This window comes from Kiloniella spongiae (assembly GCF_001026905.1).
In the GTDB taxonomy this organism is placed as follows: domain Bacteria; phylum Pseudomonadota; class Alphaproteobacteria; order Kiloniellales; family Kiloniellaceae; genus Kiloniella; species Kiloniella spongiae.
This window is the reverse complement of sequence record NZ_LAQL01000007.1, coordinates 185,567-204,998: the sequence shown is the minus strand read 5'-3', so window position 1 is coordinate 204,998 and position 19,432 is coordinate 185,567. Positions and strand designations below refer to the sequence as shown.

The 19,432-nt window shown below is 46.1% G+C and carries 15 protein-coding genes; 5 read left to right on the top strand and 10 right to left on the bottom strand.

Features of this window, described 5'->3' with window-relative positions:
- Positions 1-26: 26 nt before the first annotated feature.
- Positions 27-827: an alpha/beta fold hydrolase gene (locus WH96_RS12260; protein WP_047764447.1), complete on the bottom strand. Its 801-nt coding sequence runs from the start codon at positions 825-827 to the stop codon at positions 27-29.
- Between the two features lie 356 nt (positions 828-1,183).
- On the opposite strand from WH96_RS12260, the gene WH96_RS12250 reads away from it, so the two are divergent.
- Positions 1,184-2,071, top strand: coding sequence for a LysR substrate-binding domain-containing protein (locus tag WH96_RS12250; protein WP_047764445.1), 888 nt, complete (start codon positions 1,184-1,186; stop codon positions 2,069-2,071).
- 42 nt (positions 2,072-2,113) lie between these two features.
- Here the strand turns inward: WH96_RS12250 and WH96_RS12245 are convergent, their stop codons facing one another.
- The gene (locus WH96_RS12245; RefSeq protein ID WP_047764444.1) at positions 2,114-3,931 is read right to left on the bottom strand and encodes an aminopeptidase P family protein; all 1,818 of its coding nucleotides are present in this window, start codon (positions 3,929-3,931) and stop codon (positions 2,114-2,116) included.
- Between the two features lie 264 nt (positions 3,932-4,195).
- Between WH96_RS12245 and WH96_RS12240 the strand changes: the two genes are divergently transcribed.
- On the top strand, positions 4,196-4,573 hold the full coding sequence (locus WH96_RS12240) for a DUF1127 domain-containing protein (protein ID WP_047764443.1): 378 nt from the start codon (positions 4,196-4,198) through the stop codon (positions 4,571-4,573).
- Between the two features lie 148 nt (positions 4,574-4,721).
- On the opposite strand, the gene WH96_RS12235 is transcribed toward WH96_RS12240, so the two are convergent.
- Both WH96_RS12235 and WH96_RS12230 read right to left on the bottom strand, forming a co-directional pair.
- Entirely contained in the window at positions 4,722-5,600 is an 879-nt protein-coding gene (locus WH96_RS12235) for a 50S ribosomal protein L11 methyltransferase (RefSeq protein WP_047764442.1), read from the bottom strand.
- Entirely contained in the window at positions 5,600-7,876 is a 2,277-nt protein-coding gene (locus tag WH96_RS12230; protein ID WP_047764580.1) for an ATP-dependent helicase, read from the bottom strand. Before WH96_RS12230 ends, WH96_RS12235 begins: the two co-directional genes overlap by 1 nt.
- A 118-nt stretch (positions 7,877-7,994) precedes the next feature.
- Between WH96_RS12230 and WH96_RS12225 the strand changes: the two genes are divergently transcribed.
- A complete protein-coding gene (locus WH96_RS12225; RefSeq protein ID WP_047764441.1) occupies positions 7,995-9,128 on the top strand; it encodes a succinylglutamate desuccinylase/aspartoacylase family protein in 1,134 nt (377 codons plus the stop codon).
- A 108-nt stretch (positions 9,129-9,236) separates the two neighbouring features.
- Here the strand turns inward: WH96_RS12225 and WH96_RS12220 are convergent, their stop codons facing one another.
- The 3 genes from WH96_RS12220 to WH96_RS12210 form a co-directional block, all read right to left on the bottom strand.
- Positions 9,237-11,015, bottom strand: coding sequence for a chloride channel protein (locus WH96_RS12220; RefSeq protein ID WP_047764579.1), 1,779 nt, complete (start codon positions 11,013-11,015; stop codon positions 9,237-9,239).
- 265 nt (positions 11,016-11,280) lie between these two features.
- Positions 11,281-11,832 (bottom strand): pentapeptide repeat-containing protein, encoded by a 552-nt coding sequence (locus WH96_RS12215; RefSeq protein ID WP_245629486.1) that lies wholly within the window; start codon positions 11,830-11,832, stop codon positions 11,281-11,283.
- A 67-nt stretch (positions 11,833-11,899) separates the two neighbouring features.
- Complete coding sequence (locus tag WH96_RS12210; protein WP_053005884.1) at positions 11,900-12,397, bottom strand: thioesterase family protein; 498 nt, start codon at positions 12,395-12,397, stop codon at positions 11,900-11,902.
- Positions 12,398-12,780: 383 nt separating this feature from the next.
- Between WH96_RS12210 and WH96_RS12200 the strand changes: the two genes are divergently transcribed.
- Both WH96_RS12200 and WH96_RS12195 read left to right on the top strand, forming a co-directional pair.
- A complete protein-coding gene (locus WH96_RS12200) occupies positions 12,781-13,674 on the top strand; it encodes an MlaA family lipoprotein (RefSeq protein ID WP_053005883.1) in 894 nt (297 codons plus the stop codon).
- A gap of 3 nt (positions 13,675-13,677) precedes the next feature.
- Positions 13,678-14,325: an MlaC/ttg2D family ABC transporter substrate-binding protein gene (locus tag WH96_RS12195; RefSeq protein WP_047764439.1), complete on the top strand. Its 648-nt coding sequence runs from the start codon at positions 13,678-13,680 to the stop codon at positions 14,323-14,325.
- 177 nt (positions 14,326-14,502) lie between these two features.
- Here WH96_RS12195 and ettA read toward each other — a convergent pair whose 3' ends face one another.
- From ettA to WH96_RS12180, 3 genes are all read right to left on the bottom strand, one after another.
- Positions 14,503-16,179 (bottom strand): energy-dependent translational throttle protein EttA, encoded by a 1,677-nt coding sequence (ettA, locus tag WH96_RS12190; protein WP_047764438.1) that lies wholly within the window; start codon positions 16,177-16,179, stop codon positions 14,503-14,505.
- Between the two features lie 127 nt (positions 16,180-16,306).
- Positions 16,307-19,069, bottom strand: coding sequence for a sensor histidine kinase (locus tag WH96_RS12185; protein ID WP_245629485.1), 2,763 nt, complete (start codon positions 19,067-19,069; stop codon positions 16,307-16,309).
- Complete coding sequence (locus tag WH96_RS12180; protein ID WP_047764436.1) at positions 19,053-19,391, bottom strand: hypothetical protein; 339 nt, start codon at positions 19,389-19,391, stop codon at positions 19,053-19,055. Before WH96_RS12180 ends, WH96_RS12185 begins: the two co-directional genes overlap by 17 nt.
- Positions 19,392-19,432 lie beyond the last annotated feature (41 nt).

The following is a 19,432-nucleotide window of genomic DNA, read 5'->3' as shown; positions in this document are numbered from 1 at the left end:
CAATCTATCAAAATGCCGCCGAGTCATCATAACATTGCAGCCACGATTGCTTCTGGGCGATCTTCTTGCACGAGATGTCCAGCACTAGGCACAATGGAAATTCGGCCATTATTAAGAGCCTCTGCCAACTTCTTGCCCTGAGACAACGGTATCCAAGTATCTTCTTCACCCCATATAATGTGAAGAGGGCACTCCATAGGGGAATATTGAACAGATATTTCATTAGTATAACGTTGGTCCATTTGCCCGATTTGCCGGTAAAATGCCGCCTTCCCAACATCACCTTGCCAAGGCCCCATATAGACGGACAATGCTTCTTCATCCAACTTATTGTAAGCAGCACCCTGAATATAGGCCCGCAAAACAGCATCATGAATATAGTCTGGATTACCCGCAAAGGCAGCTTCATGTTTCCTCACGTGTTGAACAAAAGGAGATCCCCAAGGAGACAGCGCCACCGGATCGACCAAGGTCAATTGCGCATAGTCCAGCCCATTTAAATAATGGGCACGCAAAGCCGTTGCCCCACCAAAATCATGTGCAAGAATAGCCGGTTTAACAAGTTGCCAATGATAAACCAGCGCTGATAGAAGCTCATTCTGCACCCCCAGAGAGACATCCAGCCCCTCTCTTTTTTCAGACTGCCCATACCCACAGAGGTCGAAATAATAGACTCGCCATTTACGAGCTAGTAAAGGAGCAATCCGGCGCCAGACTTGCGATGAAAAGGGTGTACCATGAATAAGAACAAGTGGCTCCCCATCACCAATCACACCCCATGCCACGGACTGCCCTTTAAAATCAAAATGATGGTCGAGCGCCAACATAATGTGTTTCCCTTATACGATGCAAAGACCTGAACTTAATGCCCCCCGAAATTAATGAGAAGGACACTGAGAAGGTGAATTTAGAAATTTGAAAAAGCTACCTGTTTTGAACTTCAAGTTTTCCTTTTTTAGTTTCCTTGGTCTCTCAACCTTATGGTTTATAGTTTCTTGTTCAAAATTTCCGCGATCAGCAAACACACCATGGTTCTCTAATCTTGTGGCTAAAATGTAAGTTTTTCCTAGAATATTTATCATTGATCCATTCCTTCCAGATAATTATTATCTTAAATATCAGGCGAAATGAATTCCAATTCAAATCAGGAAAAATCTTACAATGTTAGATTTTCTTACATTTAATGCGTAACTTTCCCTCTCTTTCCAGTCTACGCGCCTTCGAAGCGGTCGTACGGCATCGCAACCTAAGCCACGCCGCCAAAGAGTTGAACGTGACTCACGCCGCAGTTGCCCAACAAATAAAAAAACTGGAAGAGTGGTTTGGCACGACGCTAACCCAACGCGAAGGCAGGGGTGTTGTACCTACTGAGTCTGGCCTCCGTCTCGGCGCTGAACTCGGTAAAAGCTTTGATATCATTGATGATGCGGTCAAAGATCTCAAAGACAGTACAACTGATCGCCCCTTGCGTATTACGATGACGCCGACCTTCGTGAATTTCTGGCTCATGCCGCGTTTGGCGGATTTCCGCAAACAACATCCTGATATTGAAATTTTGCTAAATGCTAATAGCGAAGTCGTAGATCTTCGCCGGGATGACTACGATCTTGCGATACGATACGGCACCGGAAATTGGCCCGGTTTCAACGTCGAACAACTTATGCCCAGTTACACCAGTATCGTTGTATCGCCTGAACTCCTGAAAGATATCCAGATCAAAGAACCTAAAGATTTGATGAAATTACCTTGGGTGTGCGATATAGATCACCAACAGTCGGAATGGCAGCTTTGGCTTAAGCATCATAAAATTGATTTTCACACGCATCATGCAAAAATTCACTTATCAGGATATCTTACCAAGGATGCTATTCGTGATGGACAAGGTGTCGGCGTGTTACCCTCTAATTGGGTGCAGGAAGATATTAAAAATAATCAACTAGTCGAGCTATTCTCGCTCACGGGAGACAAACTCACCGGATACCACCTCGTTTACAAACAAGGCATCCTTCCCCCGCATCTAAAGAAGTTCCTGACATGGTTACGAAATCAGAACAAAGACAGCCATATATAAATTGCCGGCTCTCTGGTCCAAAACCAAAGAGCCGGCACAAAATCAAATCGATTGTGTCACAGTTTCAAGCCACGCCGCATGCTCTTCATCAAGCAAAGGCGTCAATTCTTTACGAACCCAGGCATGATACTCATTCAGCCATTTAATCTCAGCCGTACTCATCAAGGCAGGCTCAATCAAACGTAAATCAATCGGACACAAGGTGACGGTTTCAAAATCATATAGCGGTATATCCAAGCCAACCATCTGTCCCGCATCACGTACGATCATCAGGTTTTCAATACGAATGCCATATTCCCCCGCTTTGTAGTAGCCGGGTTCATTGGACAGAAACATGCCGGGCTCCAAAGCCACTGGTGATGAAGCTTTCGCAATACGCTGTGGGCCTTCATGTACACCAAGAAAACAGCCAACACCGTGTCCGGTACCATGATCGTAATCCAGACCTGCATCCCAAAGTGGACGCCTGGCGAGACTATCCAGTTGAATACCGTTTGTCCCTTTCGGAAACTTTGCCGTTGAGAGCGAAATGTGCCCCATCAGGACGCGGGTAAAACGATCCTTCATTTCTGCGTTCGGCGTGCCGATAATAACCGTACGTGTGATATCGGTTGTACCATCCAGATATTGCCCGCCGGAATCGATCAGGAAAATTTCATCCTTGTTAAGCGGCAGAGAACTCTCGTCACTTACTTTATAGTGACAAAGCGCGCCATTGGGACCAGCACCGGATATCGTATCGAAAGAGATATCTTTATATAAAGGCACCTCTTCTCTGAATACTCTGAGTTTTTCAGCCGCTTCCATTTCGGTCACAGGGTTATCAGTCCCTGCCCGTTCTGTCGCTGTTTCCGTTACCCACTTGAGGAACCGAACCATCGCCGCACCATCGCGCACATGTGCAGCGCGGATACCGTCCAGTTCAGACGTATTCTTTCTGGCCTTTGGCAGGCTGACAGGATCCATGTCGCGAACAAGCTGAGCTCCGCTTTCTTCCAGTAGGGCCGTGATACGTTCCGGGCAGGTTGCAGGATCAACCAAAACTTTCTTGCCCTCACGAGCAAAAACCTCGAGGCGTGCTTCCAGCGTTCCCGGTTCAGCGACCTCAACCTGATTATCCAATGCTGAAAGGGTTTCACTTGTTACCTTCTCTGAATCAACAAACCACTGGACGGCACCATCGACATGCACAACAGCAAAGGAAAGAACCAACGGCGTATGATCCACATCTTCGCCCCGAACATTCAAAAGCCATGCGACAGAGTCGGGTAAACTCAGTACCGCGCAGTCCGCATCTGATTTTGTAAGCAGCTTGCCAACCTCCTCCCGCTTATCGCGTGAAGATTTCCCAGCATGCTTCAAATCGTATGGCATGGATTTAGTGCAAGGTCGCGCAGGCTGGTCCAGCCAGACCTTATCAAGCGGATTTTCCGAAAGAGGAACCAGAACCGCCCCTGCCTTTTCAACGCCTTTGCGCAAGGCTTTGATTTGGTTCTCACTCTGCAACCAAGGATCATAGGCAATACGCATACCGGCGGACACATTATCTTCCAGCCATTGATGCGCCGGTTCTTCGACCAAATGCTGATAGGTAAAAAGCTGCTCACTTACCTCTTGGCGAACTTGAATTGTATAGCGCCCATCTACAAAGATTGCAGCCCGGTCCATAAGAACAGTCGCAAGCCCAGCCGATCCGGTAAAGCCGCTCAACCATGCCAGCCTCTGGGCTTGTGGCGGAACGTATTCTCCCTGGTGCTCATCAGTTCTGGGAATAATAAAGCCGTCAACACCTTCTGATGCCAGTTGGTCGCGCAGTGCTTTTAGTCGAGCAGCATGGTCAAGAGTGGCCGTTTCGGGCATTTTACAATCCTTATACAATATACAATCAGGTTTTCAGCAGATTATCCGAGCCACTAAAACATAACAACACTTGCTTTTGCATAATGCTAAATCATTTATTTTCAAAAGCTTACATCACAAAAATTGAAATTATGCTCAAAATGCATGGCTGTGGTGCAGAATCACCGCTACCGAAAAAACTTTAATGAGCTAGATATAGTGCAACAACACAGCGGCAATAGAAAGACATAGTCGGCCGCATTAACTGATCTAGGAGAAATGATCATGAGAGAAGATAAATTCGTATTCGCGGCCAACGAAATTGCTAACCAGCCTGTATTCGTAACTGTGGCACCACACCGCTATACAAAAACATACCGCATCTATGCAGCTATTTCTGGCCTTGTTCAGAACTTCAAAAACTACATGGAACGCCGTGCAACTGTAAATCAGCTTTGGGATCTTAACGATCGCGAATTGAACGACATCGGCCTAAGCCGCGGTAACATCGAAGCAACTGTAAACAGCCTTTATGCTGAAGCCGCAGAAAAAGAAACCAAAACTTTTGAGCCAGGTTTCTCTTTCCTTTCTTCTTCAGACTTCGTTTCTACAAAAGAAACTAAAGAAGCTGAAAACAACAGCAAGGTGGTACGCGCAGCATAACCCCCCTTTTGCTTGCAGCACTACTTGTTGAAACGCGCCGGAAAATCCGGCGCGTTTTTTGTTTGTTCCAAAAGATATGTCAAAACGAGAAAGCCCCCTGTTCATCCAACAGAGGGCTTTTTTAACTTTAGATGATATGACTAAGCTTTTATCGCGATAAAACCAGTGTCGCCCATTCACCTAAATGAAGTTCACGAATAACTTTCAACCCCAGAGCTTCATGCGCTTTCACCACTTTATCTTGCTGTGTGATCAACAGTCCGGAAAGTACAGCAACACCGCCTTCGGCCAAGTTCTTTTCCAACAAAGGCGCCATCTGGCAAAGCGGTTCAGCAAGAATGTTTGCAGCAATCAGATCATAGGGACCACGCGCAGTGACTTCCGGCGCATTATAGCCGTCCCCGCAAACACCGGTAATGTCCGAAACATTATTCAAGTCGGCATTTTCCAGCGCAACGCGAACAGAATCAGCATCAATATCAACTCCAAGGACAGGACAATCCCACAAGATTTTGATTCCCATGGACAAGATTCCTGATCCACACCCCATATCCAATGCATTGGCAACTTTTTTGTTCTCGGCCAAATCCGTGAGTGCAATCAGGCAACCTTTTGTCGTATCGTGCTGCCCCGTACCAAAAGCAACGTTTGCCTCTATCAAAAGAGGAACAGAACCTTCCGGTGGCTGCTCTGTTACATGTGATCCGTGAACAAAAAACTTCCCCGCGACAATTGGCGGTAAAGCCTTTTGACTTTCGGTCACCCAATCAACATCGGGTAGCTGCTCGATCGTTATCTCAGGAACATCGCCGCCAATAATTTCGGCAGTGCTTGTTAAAATGTTGTTCACCTGTTCATCAGATGGTTTGCCATCAACATATACCTTAACGGAAACAATGCCTGCTTCGTTAGGGTTCGTTGTGACAATCGCACCATCAAGTGGTTCCAGAGCAAGTTCATAAATAGGTAAATTGACCTCTTGTATATCAAGGGCAACAACCCAAACTGCGGAATTATCTTCTCTCATTACATACCTGCTTTTTCGGCGGGAACGACAAAGTTGCTCAGAACTTTTTTGCTTCCAGCTTTATCAAATGAAATTGTTAGGCGTTCCCCTTCAACCGAAGAGACCAGCCCATAGCCGAACTTTTGGTGAAAAACCCGTTCTCCGCGCCCAAAACCACTTTTACTTTCAGAAACTTTCTGCGCCGCTTGTCGTACAAGCTGAGATTCACCGCCTGAATAACTTCTGGCCCGCTGCATTCCTGGGCTTCCACGATCATTATCTTGCCACCCTCTACCAGAGCCAAAACCACCATAAGACGGCTCTAGTGGCGCAGAGTAGATACCTCGATCACTTTCCCGCTCAATGTGTTCATGAGGAAGCTCATCGACAAATCGTGACGGGATTGCCGAGGCCCAGGAACCATGCATACGCCTGTTCGCCGCAAAGGAAATGATAGCACGTTCTCTGGCACGGGTTAATCCCACATAAGCCAATCGACGCTCTTCTTCCAGCCCTTTAAGACCTTGCTCATCCATTGCGCGTTGGTTCGGAAAGAGACCTTCTTCCCAACCGGGCAAGAAAACAGTTTCAAACTCAAGTCCTTTGGCACCATGCAAGGTCATGATAGAAACCATTTCTTGATTCTGTTGGCTGTTGGTGTCCATTACAAGGCTGACGTGTTCTAGAAAATCAGGAAGGCTTTCAAACTCGCCCAAGGCATTCACCAATTCACGCAGGTTCTCAACACGCCCTTTGGCCTCAACTGATTTATCATTCTGCCAGAATTCCAGATAGCCGCTTTCTTCCAGAATAAGATCAGCAAGTTCCGGATGTGGCATATCACCTTTTAGACTCTGCCAGCGTTCAACTTGCGCAACAAAACCTGCCATGGATTTCCGCGCAGCAGGGCGCAATTCATCGGTCTCAACAATTTCCTGCGCAGCTTTAAACAGCGATGTTTCAATCTGGCGGGCTAGCTGGTGAACAACACTAACCGCAGCAGGACCAAGCCCTCTTTTGGGGGTATTGATGACACGCTCAAATGCCAGACTGTCATCGGCAGAATTCACAAGGCGCAGATATGCCAACGCATCTCGTATCTCCAGACGCTCGTAGAAGCGCGCGCCCCCAATCACCCTATAAGGAATACCCAGCGTCAAAAACCGCTCTTCAAATTCACGGGTCATTGCCCCCGTTCGGACAAGCACAGCAATCTGATCCAGTGATTGCCCTTGACGCTGTAAGCTTTCCGTTTCTTCGCCGACAAAGCGGGCTTCGGCTTCCCCATCCCAGAGTCCGCGAACACGAAGCATTTCCCCTTCGTCATCATCCGTCCAAAGTGTCTTGCCCAGACGCCCTTCATTATGGCTGATGACAGAAGAAGCCGCAGCAAGTATGCGCCCGGTCGAACGGTAATTCCGTTCTAGACGCACCACTTTTGCGCCGGGGAAATCTTTTTCAAAACGGAGGATATTACCAACCTCTGCCCCACGCCATCCATAGATGGATTGATCATCGTCCCCAACGCAGCACACATTTTGATGCCCCTGCGCTAGAAGACGTAACCATAGATATTGGGCCACGTTGGTATCCTGATACTCATCAACCAGAATATAATGGAAACGCCGATGGTAATCCGCCAGTACATCAGGATATGTCTGGAATATCACCAGGGTATGCAACAGCAAATCACCAAAATCACAGGCGTTGAGCTCTTTCATTCGCTGTTGATAACTCTGGTAAATTTTATGAATACGCCCGCCAGCAAACTCTTTGGCTTCACTGGCAGAAACATGATCAGGCGTTTGACCTCGGTCCTTCCAGCGTTGGATCACCCCAAGTACTGATTTGGGCGGCCATTTTTTATCATCCAGGTTACTTTCTTTCAGCAACTGTTTGACGAGACGAAGCTGATCATCTGTATCGATAATAGCAAAATCAGACCCAAGACCAACCTTCTCCGCATGGGCCCGCAGCATACGAACCGCGATGGCATGGAAAGTTCCCAACCACCAGCGCTCAACAGTTGGCTCATTCAAAATCGAAGCAACACGCTCTTTCATCTCTTGCGCGGCTTTGTTGGTAAAGGTCACAGCCAGAACCTGACCGGGGAAAGCTTTCCCCGTTGCCAAAATATGAGCAAGCCGCGTGGTTAGAACACGCGTTTTCCCCGTTCCGGCGCCAGCCAGAACAAGAACAGGTCCATCCGTGGTCTGAACCGCATCCATCTGCGATTCATTAAGACCGGTAAGATAGGGCGACAGCCCGTCGTTTTGCATTTGCGATTCGTCTATCATGATTGGTTTATAGCGCAGCTTCTCAGCAAGCTCATCCACTTTTACCTCTTGACCTAAAGATCAAACAACTCTTTATGTTATGCAAAACTCTAGATCACAAGAATATACAGGAAAAAACATGGCCCGTATTACAGAGCGCCACGCGCTACTTTCTGAAACACCAAGTACACAACGGGTCGTCATCATGCATCGTTACGGTGCAGGCACTAATGGTAAAATTGCCTATGTTCAGGCCTGTCTACATGCCGATGAAACGCCGGCCATGGCCTGTACCCACCATCTACTTCAACGCCTTGAAGAAGCGGATCAACAAGGATTACTAAAAGGCGAAATCGTCGTCGTTCCCTTTGCCAATCCGATTGGACTCGATCAATTTGAAGATGACATGCTTCTTGGTCGTGTTCATCGTGGCGGCGATGGTAACTTTAACCGGGGGTGGTATGATCTGACAGCGATGACGCAAAATCGCCTTGTAGGGAAACTCGGTAAAGATGAAGAAGACAATGTAAAGCTGATCCGCACCGTTATGCAGGACGCTCTAGCCGAGATCACACCAACGAGCGAGTTTGCCAGCCTTCGTAAAATATTAGCAAAAGAAGCCGCCCGCGCTGACTATGTATTCGATCTGCATTGTGATGACGAATCTCTACCCTATCTTTATATCTCTGATCTCAACTGGCCGGATTGTAAGGATTTTGCCGCCGACTTTGGCGCAAGAGCTATCATGATGGCTGAAAATTCAGGTGGCGGGAGCTTCGACGAAGTATATACCCGCCCATGGGCTGAACTCTCTCGCCTTTTCCCGGATGCAGCAATTCCACAAGCAACCATGTCAATGACTGTTGAACATCGAGGTCGCCCTGATGTATCGGACGAGATAGCGGCAAAGGATGCTGACGCGCTCTATAAATTCTTTGTTCGCCGTGGTCTGATCGAAGGCGATGCAGGTCCTCTACCTACTCCTTTGTGTGAAGCAACTGGTACAGACGCATGCGAAATCATTCCCTCACCGGGTGCAGGCTTTGTAACCTATTGTAAAGAGCTGGGGGAAATCGTGAAAAAGGGCGATCAGATCGCAACCTTGATTGATCCCGCAACAGAAGACCCAACCCAATCACGCACACCAATCTATGCTGGAACAGATGGAATTTTCTTTACGCGCCGACAGCATAAAGCTGTGAAACCTGGCCTCGTCGTAGGGAAAGTTGCGGGAAATAAGCCCCTAAAGGCTGGATATCTTCTGGAAGATTAGATCTCTTTCAGAGAAACTCGCTAAAAATAAAGGCTGAGAACGATATACCGTTCTCAGCCTTTATTTATATCAACACAATTTGAACCTAATCATCTCTTCTAGCAGAAATTACATGTCACCACGTTCTTCTGCCCGGGCTTGTTCCATGGCCTTTTTATAGGCCAGCGCCACGTCGTGCTCATGCAAAACACCCTTAAGAATACCTTCTTCATCAATCACCGGGATATAAACTTCCCCACTTGCGCCATGTGCCTGAAGTGCTTGCTCGATATTGGAATCTTCTTCCAATTGAACAGCTTTGGTTCGCGCAATATCCAATGCGGTTAAGGCAACACCCTTTTCTTCTTGCAAATCCAATCCATCAGCTAGCTCGATAAAGGTGATCGAGCCTTTAAGCCGTTCCTCTTCATCAATAACGAAGATCTGCCCCAGTCGCGTTTTCCTGATCTCTTCCCTGACATGCTGTAAATCCGCAGTCGTATCAACAGTCGAAACTTCACAATGCACCATATGCGATATTGTAATAGACCGCATCAGACTGGCCTCACGCCCGCCCCGAATTTCAACCCCACGCCTTTCAAGTTGCCACATGAAAAAAGAGCGTCCATGAACCTGCTGTGTGATCACACTTGAAAGAGACGTCGCGATCATGACGGCAATGGTTAAGGCATAATCGTTTGTCAGCTCGAATATCATCAAAATGGTTGAAACGGGTGCACCAAGCACTGCGCCAGCAACCGCTCCCATACCTATAACGGTATAGGCGCCTGTTCCGGAAGAAAGTTCAGGAAAAATACTGGTCGCAACAATTCCATAAGCACCACCAACCATAGCCCCGAGGAAAATCGACGGTGAAAAGACACCACCCGAGAATCCTGATCCCAGGGAAACAGCCGTTGCAATCGTTTTAACCACAATCAGAGCCAATAACAGCCACAAGGGATAAAGCTCGGACAAAGCCGCATCGGTTGCCTCATACCCCACCCCAAGAACTTGAGGAAAAACAAGGGCCATGACGCCCAAAGCCAGTCCCCCGATCATTGGCTTACACCAAAAGGGGATATTCAGTTTCTTAAAGGTGTCTTCAGCAAAAATTACAGACCACATAAAGGCAATTGCCGCCAATGCCGAGATAATTCCCAGAATAGCAAAGGCGGGAAACTCCCAGAACGATGATAAAGACATCGCTTTGGGCAAAATAAAGGCAGGAAAATCACCATAATAAATACGGCTGATAATCGTCCCCACAACAGAAGCAATAACAATCGGGGCAAATGCCGAAAGCGCGTAGTGACCAACAACAACCTCAAGCGCAAAAAAGACCCCCGCAATAGGCGCATTAAAAGAGGTAGCAATAGCTGCGGCAACTCCACAGCCTAAAAGCGTTCGGAAAAGCGAATAACCAAGATGCAATCTTTTGGAAAGCCAAGCGCCAATTGACGCACCCAGGTGAACAACAGGCCCTTCACGCCCAACCGAGGCTCCAACGCCGATGGAAAAAGCCGATGCAATTGCAGCCCTGACGCCAATTTTCAAAGACATACGCCCGCCTTTGAGCGCTGTTGCTTCAATCACGTGGGGAACACCCTGTGGCTTACCATCAGGTAAGAAGTAACGAATAAATAACCCAACGATCCCACCACCAATGACAGGGACCAGAACAATCTGCCACCACGGTAATCCAGAAATACCAACAGAGACCTTCTCACCTTGAAAGCCATAAAAAAACATCTGAACAAGATCAATAAAATGACGGAATGCCATGGCTGCAAGACCCGCAGCCGCGCCAATAATTACCGCCAAAGACGATAAGATAACCTGTTCATTTTGTATGAATTGCCGGATTTGTTGCAATGGCGATAACCGAGCGCCTTTATCCTCAGACATAACGCCTCCAGCGCGTGGCATCACTGAAAATAATCTTAGGGTACAAACCCTCTTTCCAGAGTCCGCAGTTATCAAGCCTTTGAGGCAAATCAGAAGTGCAAATTGTATTAAGCAGGATCGCCATCCATAGCTATAGCATTTAATAGTTCTAATAATCGTTATAACGTTATGGAAATTATAGTTCCACAAGAACAGTGTATTTTTTTGTAAAATTACCGAGAGCAATCTTTTAAAATCGCTCATAAAATTTACTGCGACTTAGAAATTACATACAGCGACCAATTGAACCCTCTGCACAAATTCTCTTACCATCAATCCATGTAGCACCAGATAAATCGGCTTCCGTTAAATCCGCCCCTTCAATTTTTGCTTTCGTCAGGTTCGCCCCACGCAGGATTGCTTTGAAAAGGCGCGCACGTTTTAAATTTGCCTTGGTAAAATCAGCGCCTTGTAACTTAGCTTTAGTAAAATCGGCTTCGGGCAAAGAAGCCTTTGTGAAATCGGCCTCCACTAATGAAGCACTGACAAACTTAGTTCTAAAGCCAGAAACATTCTTCAGGTCAGCTTGATTAAGCGACCCGCGTAAGAAACTGGTATCTCTCAAGCGAGCACCCGAAAGCTGAACATCATCCAGATTCAATCCATCCATGTTACAGCGTTGCCAGTTCACATCAACACCAGCCGGATCTGTACAAGCTGCGAGAACGGTAGAAGAAAATTGAACGCAGAAAAGAGCAACAACCGCAAGGCAAAGGCTTTTGTTCATAATCTTAATGTTAGAAATCAACTTCTTAACTTCAAGTAAATTTACGCTCACTCGTTTTGCCTCTAACAAATTATCTGGTAACAAATTATCTGATAACAAAATTATCAGGATGATTGGATCAGCTATTATTATTCCACGTCATTATTGATCGCCCTATATTAACAGGCAAGGGTAAGTCTTTTTGACCTTCGTATATATCTTTTAAATTATCAACCAGAGCATTCGGCATTTCACACGACCCACGTTTTTTCAAATCCACATGAAGAGATATCCACTCAGACGTCGCAGCCAAATAACCTTCGTCAACATTATAAAGAGAGTGATGGTAACTCATCTTCTTGCGATCATAGCCGAGTAACCTGGTCTCTACTCTCATATCAGAACCATGATGAAGCTCTTTCATATAGTTCACATGATTTTCGACCACAAAAGTTGAACAATTCATTTCCTGTCGATAGCTCTCAGTTACACCAAAAAATTCTAGGAACGCATCTGTCGCATCACAAAAAACGTGCATGTAATAAGCGACGTTCATATGCCCGTTATAATCAAGCCATTCTGATGGCACACAGCCCTCAAAACTGATCAAGGGCGCTACCTTTCGGGGATGAATCACGACACTATTCCCTATAATGAAGAACAACAAAACAACACAATTTCAGCGAATCCAACGAAAAACCACAGAAGAAAAAAAGATTAAAAAAACATTACTCTATGGAAGATTCGTCCGTACTTATTCTTTAAAATCTGAAACAAATCAAGCGTGGGTGGTGCAAAAATACAACAATATATTTCTTCAACCACATTTAATTACTCTTATGGCTGGTTTTGCCATCAAGCCTGTGATAATCAACCATACTAAGTTTTAGTGTCTTTAAGGATAAGTACTGTCTTTACCTTAAAGAGCATTTAAATATTTTGTTTTGTTCACATTCATTTGTGTTGCAATATTATTGTATTGTCAGCAAATGTCAGGGGGGTCTCTGGTGAGCAAGTGTTATGACCGTAGAAACAAATGATAGGCGAAATGTCGTGGGGTTAGGTATTTTGTCCGAGATTAATTCTCGACTGATTAAACGTTTGGTGGCTTTTACAGCTGTTGCTATTTTTGTAACAGGCTGTGCGAGTAAACCAAATTCAACGCTGCAAGACGAAGCCAATGCGAGCACTGATGACCAGTGGGCGCAAACCGAAGGCTCAACCGCAGTTGACGAAGGTGACAATGATCCAATTGAGACCGTTAACCGCTTTATTTTTGCGTTTAACGATGCTGCGGATACAATCATTTTCCGTCCTGTTGCAGAGGGATACCGCTTCTTGGTTCCTTCTCCAATTCGGGATTCTGTTCGAAATTTCATCAGAAATACGTACACGCCTGTTATTCTTGCCAACGACCTGCTTCAAGGTGATATTGAGAAGGCTGAAAATACTTTCGCCCGCTTCCTCATCAACACCATTGCTGGTGCTGGTGGTTTGGCTGATGTTGCCAGCCAAACAGGCCTAGAATATCACTCAGAAGACTTCGGACAAACTATGGGCACATGGGGTGTTCCTGAAGGTCCATACCTTGTCCTTCCAATCCTTGGCCCATCAAATGTTCGCGATGGTGTTGGCCTGATTGGTGACGCTCTTCTCGACCCGCTGACTTATGTTGCTAAAACAGAAGTTCTGATTGGTCGTAAAGTTACTGATGGTATAGACAAGCGATCGCGTAACATTGAAACCGTTGATGAGCTAAAACGTGATTCTGTTGATTTTTACGCACGTGTTCGCTCGCTTTATCATCAAAAACGTGAAAACGAGATCAATGACGGTGAAGCAGAACCTACACTGGCTCCAGGACTAACCGACATCTTCCCAGAAGATGATGACCAAGTGTCTTTTGCGGAATAAGTCATGAAGCGAGTTACAGGCTTTATAAAAAATATTGCAGCCCTCCTTGTGGGGGCTGTTTTCTGTTTAGCTACATTTAATGGCGTAGCAAACGCAGATGATGATGCAGGACAGTTTCTCAAAGCCCTGCAAGAAAAAGCAATCACTCAGCTATCAAATGAAGACGTCTCAGTAGAAGAGCGCGAAAAACAATTCCGCGCACTACTTAATGAAAACTTTGATGTTGAAGGGATTGCTCGTTTTGTAATTGGGAAATACTGGCGAAAAGCTGAAACTGACCATCGCAAAGAATTCACAACAATCTTTGAAGATGTCATGGTTCAACGCTTTCTACCCACCTTCTCTCAGTACGCTGGTTCAGAGTTCAGAGTTACAAAGGTTGTTCCAAAAAAATCTTTCTTCATTGTTTTTAGTAAAGTTAAAACTGAAAACGGTGAACCCGCGCAAATCTTATGGCGGATAGAAAAGAAAGATGATTCATCAGATTATATTATTACGGATATAGCTGCTGAAGGCATCAGCCTACGATCAACCTATCGATCAGATTACACATCAGCACTAAAAAGCTTGGGTGGTGATCTATCTGAACTCAACACAAAACTTCGCGAAAAAGTACAATCAGGTGATTTTGCACCAAAAGAAAATAGCTAAGAAGTAATCAAATATCTCTTAGAAATAACGATAAAAGCCCCGGGCATCAAAACCGGGGCTTTTTTATGTAAGCACCCCACACTCTCGCACTTTCCAATATAGAAAAAAGAAACAAAAAAGCGCTGAAACAATAAATGCTTCAGCGCTTTTTATAATCAGATCTAAATGCGAATGATCTTAGCGCTTAAGTGGCTTATATTTAATACGGTGCGGTTGATCAGCTTCAGCACCCAAACGACGCTTACGATCAGCTTCATAGTCTTCATAGTTACCTTCAAACCAGACAACCTGACTATCCCCTTCGAAGGCGAGAATGTGAGTTGCAATACGATCGAGGAACCAACGGTCATGCGATGTCACCAGAACACAGCCACTATACTCGAGGATTGATTCCTCAAGCGAGCGCAATGTATCCACATCCAGATCGTTTGTTGGTTCATCAAGAAGAATAACGTTCGCACTCTTACGCAACATCTTTGCAAGATGCACACGATTTCGCTCACCACCGGAAAGTTGACCAACCTTCTTCTGCTGATCACCACCTTTAAAGTTGAAAGCCCCAACATAAGAACGGGATTGATAGGTATGTTTGCCAATTTCGATGACATCAAGACCGTCAGAAATTTCTTCCCACACATTCTTATCAGCAGAAAGCGCATCACGACTTTGGTCAACATAACCGATTTCTACGGTTTCACCGACATTCAGCGCCCCCTCATTTGGTTGCTCTTGCCCTGTAATCATTCTGAACAGGGTTGTTTTACCAGCACCATTGGGACCGATAATACCAACGATAGCCCCTTTCGGAATTTTGAAATTCAGATTTTCGATAAGAAGCTTGTCACCAAAAGCCTTTGAAAGGTTATTAGCTTCGATAACAAGATCTCCCAACCGAGGAGCCGGCGGGATCACAATACGACCAGGATCAGGAGCACGGGAACTTTCTTCCTGCACCAACGTCTCGTAAGCTTGTAGACGCGCTTTGGATTTAGTCTGGCGCGCTTTGGCCCCCTGACGCACCCATTGCAATTCATCTTTCAGGAACTTCTGCTTTGAACTCTCTTGCTTTTCTTCAATAGCAAGACGTTTCTGTTTTTGCTCCAGCCAGCTTGAGTAGTTTCCTTCGTACGGAATTCCCTCACCACGGTCGAGTTCCAAAATCCAGCCGGCAACATTATCCAAGAAATATCTATCATGCGTTACGCAAACAACAGTCCCTTTATAATCTTCCAAGAATCGTTCCAGCCATGATACGGACTCAGCATCCAAGTGGTTGGTTGGCTCATCGAGAAGAAGCATATCCGGGCTAGATAAAAGCAATTGGCACAGCGCAACACGGCGACGCTCACCACCAGACAGCTTTGTTACATCGGCATCACCTGGCGGACAGCGTAGTGCATCCATCGCAATTTCAACCTGACGATCCAGATCCCATGCATCTAGTGCATCGATTTTTTCCTGAAGCTCACCTTGTTGTGTAATCAGATCATCCATTTCATCTGGATCAACTTCGGCAAATCTCGCACTCAGGGCTTCAAAGTTTTCAAGTAATGCTTTCGTTTCAGCAACGCCCTCAAAAACATTACCAGCAACATCCTTATCAGGATCAAGTTGAGGTTCCTGAGGTAGATACCCAACCTTTACGCCGTCGGCAGCCCGCGCTTCACCATTAATTTCGTTATCAAGACCCGCCATAACTTTCATCAGGGTAGATTTACCTGAACCGTTCAAGCCCAGAACACCGATCTTAGCGCCAGGAAGAAAGTTCAAATGAATGTTTTTTAGAACCTGTTTTCCACCGGGGAAAGTTTTAGATACCCCATCCATTTGGTAGATATACTGATATGATGCCATTCGGCGCTCCAATTATATGCTTATTGTATAAGTACAGGCAGCCCTGCGTTGATGCGGTTTTACCCTATTGAACAGCCAGAAGCAATCATCGCCCGTCAAAGATTATCCAGATCTAAATTCCATAATCCTACTCACCAGCTTTCGCGATTACCTGCTCAGCTTGTAGAGGCAAAAAGACGCCAAAAACAGATCCCTTACTGCTTGTGTCAACCAACTCTAGACGCCCGTCAAAATATTCAACAATTTGACGCGAAATGCTCAAGCCCAATCCAGTTCCATGAGGCTTATCAGCTAACCCTTCGCGGGATTGGTGAAACTTTTCAAAGATACGTTCACGCGCTTGCCAAGGCACTCCTTGCCCATTATCAGCGACGGTAATCACAATTTCTTGCCCTTGCAGGAATACAGAAACCTTAACCCATCCGCGCTCCTCATCACAAAACTTGATGGCATTGGACAGCAAGTTCACAAACACCTGCATCAGTCTGTCTCGATCCCCTCTGATCATAGGTAAATCAGTCGCAAAATCAACATCAAGAACGATCTCTTTCTCACTCAGAATTGCAGACATCGTATCCATCGAGTTCTCAACAACTTGTGGGATATCCAGATCTTCAAAGATCCATTCCATTTGTCCCGCTTCTATTTTTGCAAGATCAAGAACCTGATTTATAAGACGCGTTAATCGAACACTCTCTTTAACAATGATTTCTAAAAATCTGCTTTTCTCCTCGTCTTCCAGGTCAGGATGATCGCTCAAAATTTCACTGAAAGATCGAATTGAAGTCAACGGTGTTCTGAGCTCATGACTAACTGTCGATAAAAATTCATCTTTTAGGCGATCAAGCTCCTGCAGGCGTTCATTTGCAGCTCGTAACTGCGCCGTCGTGCTTTCCAGTTCCTTGGATTTCTGCTCCAGGCTTTGGCTATATTCAATAACCTGTGAAGTTTCATCCAGAATAGTCATGACCTCTTCAAGGCGGACAACTTCCCCCTTCACAACTGAAGAAATCATTACACGGGCAGACGCTGCACCAATGGCACCGGAAAGAAGACGTTCTGTTAAGTGAACCAAGTCTGCATCAGCCGTAATAACACGCCTGCGTTCCAAACCTCGATCTCTAAAATATCCGCTGAAAGCTCTGTCTGCTCTGGCTCGCCCTAAAAAACGAACAAGAAGGTTGAACAAGTCTTCTACAGAGGCAGATCCCTGCCATAACTGCGAACGCGGTCCTTGGTCGGCATACCGATAGACATCGACAAATAGCGCCCCTTGTACACGCTCAATCGCAGAGTGTCGTGTATAGAGCGATACAAACACATATGCACCGGCGTTAAAGACCGTCGTCCAGAAAAGCGCATGGGTTAAATGATCCAATCCCTGCAATCCGAATAACTCATAGGGCCTGAATAGTTCAATGCCCAGGGGACCAGCGGCAATAAACGTAATGGGCAATAGTCCTGATTTCGCAAAAGCAGGTAGAAGAAGCGTATAGGCCCAAACAACAAATCCCAAAGACAGTCCAACCAACGCTCCTTTACGATTTCCGCCTTTCCAGAACATTCCCCCGATCATAGCTGGCGCAAACTGGAAAACTGCGGCAAAGGAAATCAAGCCAATGGTGACAAGCGCGTCACTCTCGCCCAAGAAGCGGAAGTAGGCATATCCAAACAAGAGAATAAGAATGATACTACTGCGACGAACAAAAAGCAGGACGCCTGTAAAATCACTTTTTCGCTTCAGGCCAAGCCAGTTCCACCGCAAGAGCACTGGCATCACCAAATCATTACAAACCATCGTGCTGAGGGCAATTGTCGCAACAATCACCATAGAGGTCGCAGCAGAGAGTCCCCCCAAAAACACCAACAGGGCCAACATCTCTTGCTCGTGAGCCATGGGAAGGGTGAGGATGAAAGTATCTGCGTTTACATCCCCGCGCGGAAATTGGAGCATCCCGCCCAACGCAATGGGCAAAACAAAAATATTAATGGCAAGCAGGTAGAGTGGGAAAAGCCATACGCCTTTTCGAAGCTCGGGTTCGTTAACGTTCTCGACAGCAATAACCTGAAACTGTCGCGGCAAACACACCGCAGCAACCATGGATAAGGTCGTCAACGTCACCCATGTTGTATAGGCGCCCTCCTTTTCAAAGGTCATCAACTGTAGAAGCTCCGGTACACGTGACGCCTGCTGAAAGAGATCACCAAAACCGTCATAAAGCCCAAAGGTCACAAAAATCCCGACTGCTAAAAAGGCAAGAAGCTTCACAACGGATTCAAAGGCAATCGCCACCACGACACCATCGTGATGTTCACTGTTATCAATATGGCGCGTCCCAAACAGGATCGCAAAGATTGCCAGAACCAATGCCACCCAAAAGGCTGTATCCGCAACAGTGGCGATTGGGGGCGAATTAAGAGGCGCGATCACCTCGGGGTATTGCTTTAAAACATTAAAGCTGGTGGCAACCGCCTTAAGTTGAAGGGATATATAGGGCACAATTCCCACAACTGCGATCACTGTCACCAAAGCACTCAAAGGCGTACTTTTCCCGTACCGGGAAGATATGAAGTCGGCAATTGATGTTATACGATGGGCCTTTGTTATTCGGATGATCTTTTTAACAACCAGCCACCACAAAACAAAAACAAGGGTAGGTCCCAGATAAATGGGCAGAAAATCCAAACCACTTGAAGCCGCGCGGCCAACCGACCCGTAAAATGTCCAGGATGTACAATAGACCCCTAGAGAAAGCGCGTAGATATAGGGGTGTGATGTAATCCCGGCCCCTCGTTCCGCGCGCTTGTCCGCGAAATAAGCAATAGCAAAGAGAACAAGAAGATATCCGATAGAAGAAAGTATGATGATCCAATCAACCAGCACGACCATCACCCTTTAAAGAAGATTTCTTATTCTGATCCGTCGATAGTTCTTTATCTGACACGGCGCTCGTATCGGATACCAGCGTATCAATCACTGTCGGTGCATTGGGATCAATTGCATTTGTCGCATCATCAGCATCTTTCGAAGCAGACCAGGCAACCGCAGCTATAATTCCTCCCCAAGCGGCAAAGAGATATAGAAATAATGGCGGGAGACCCCACACAAGCTTCTCATCACTAAAAATAGATAAAAAAAGAGGACTAAAAAGCAGCAACGCCAATAGGAAAAGCGCAATACTGCGATCACCTTTATCACCGGGACGGCTCACTCATACTCCTTCCAGGGAAATCGCGAACATGGGGCGTCGTT

Bases quoted from the DNA above. Each gene is read 5' to 3' on its own strand.
- WH96_RS12260 (WP_047764447.1), bottom strand. From the start codon at position 827: ATGTTGGCGCTCGACCATCATTTTGATTTTAAAGGGCAGTCCGTGGCA.
- WH96_RS12250 (WP_047764445.1), top strand. From the start codon at position 1,184: ATGCGTAACTTTCCCTCTCTTTCCAGTCTACGCGCCTTCGAAGCGGTC.
- WH96_RS12245 (WP_047764444.1), bottom strand. From the start codon at position 3,931: ATGCCCGAAACGGCCACTCTTGACCATGCTGCTCGACTAAAAGCACTG.
- WH96_RS12240 (WP_047764443.1), top strand. From the start codon at position 4,196: ATGAGAGAAGATAAATTCGTATTCGCGGCCAACGAAATTGCTAACCAG.
- WH96_RS12235 (WP_047764442.1), bottom strand. From the start codon at position 5,600: ATGAGAGAAGATAATTCCGCAGTTTGGGTTGTTGCCCTTGATATACAA.
- WH96_RS12230 (WP_047764580.1), bottom strand. From the start codon at position 7,876: ATGATAGACGAATCGCAAATGCAAAACGACGGGCTGTCGCCCTATCTT.
- WH96_RS12225 (WP_047764441.1), top strand. From the start codon at position 7,995: ATGGCCCGTATTACAGAGCGCCACGCGCTACTTTCTGAAACACCAAGT.
- WH96_RS12220 (WP_047764579.1), bottom strand. From the start codon at position 11,015: ATGTCTGAGGATAAAGGCGCTCGGTTATCGCCATTGCAACAAATCCGG.
- WH96_RS12200 (WP_053005883.1), top strand. From the start codon at position 12,781: ATGACCGTAGAAACAAATGATAGGCGAAATGTCGTGGGGTTAGGTATT.
- WH96_RS12195 (WP_047764439.1), top strand. From the start codon at position 13,678: ATGAAGCGAGTTACAGGCTTTATAAAAAATATTGCAGCCCTCCTTGTG.
- ettA (WP_047764438.1), bottom strand. From the start codon at position 16,179: ATGGCATCATATCAGTATATCTACCAAATGGATGGGGTATCTAAAACT.
- WH96_RS12185 (WP_245629485.1), bottom strand. From the start codon at position 19,069: ATGGTCGTGCTGGTTGATTGGATCATCATACTTTCTTCTATCGGATAT.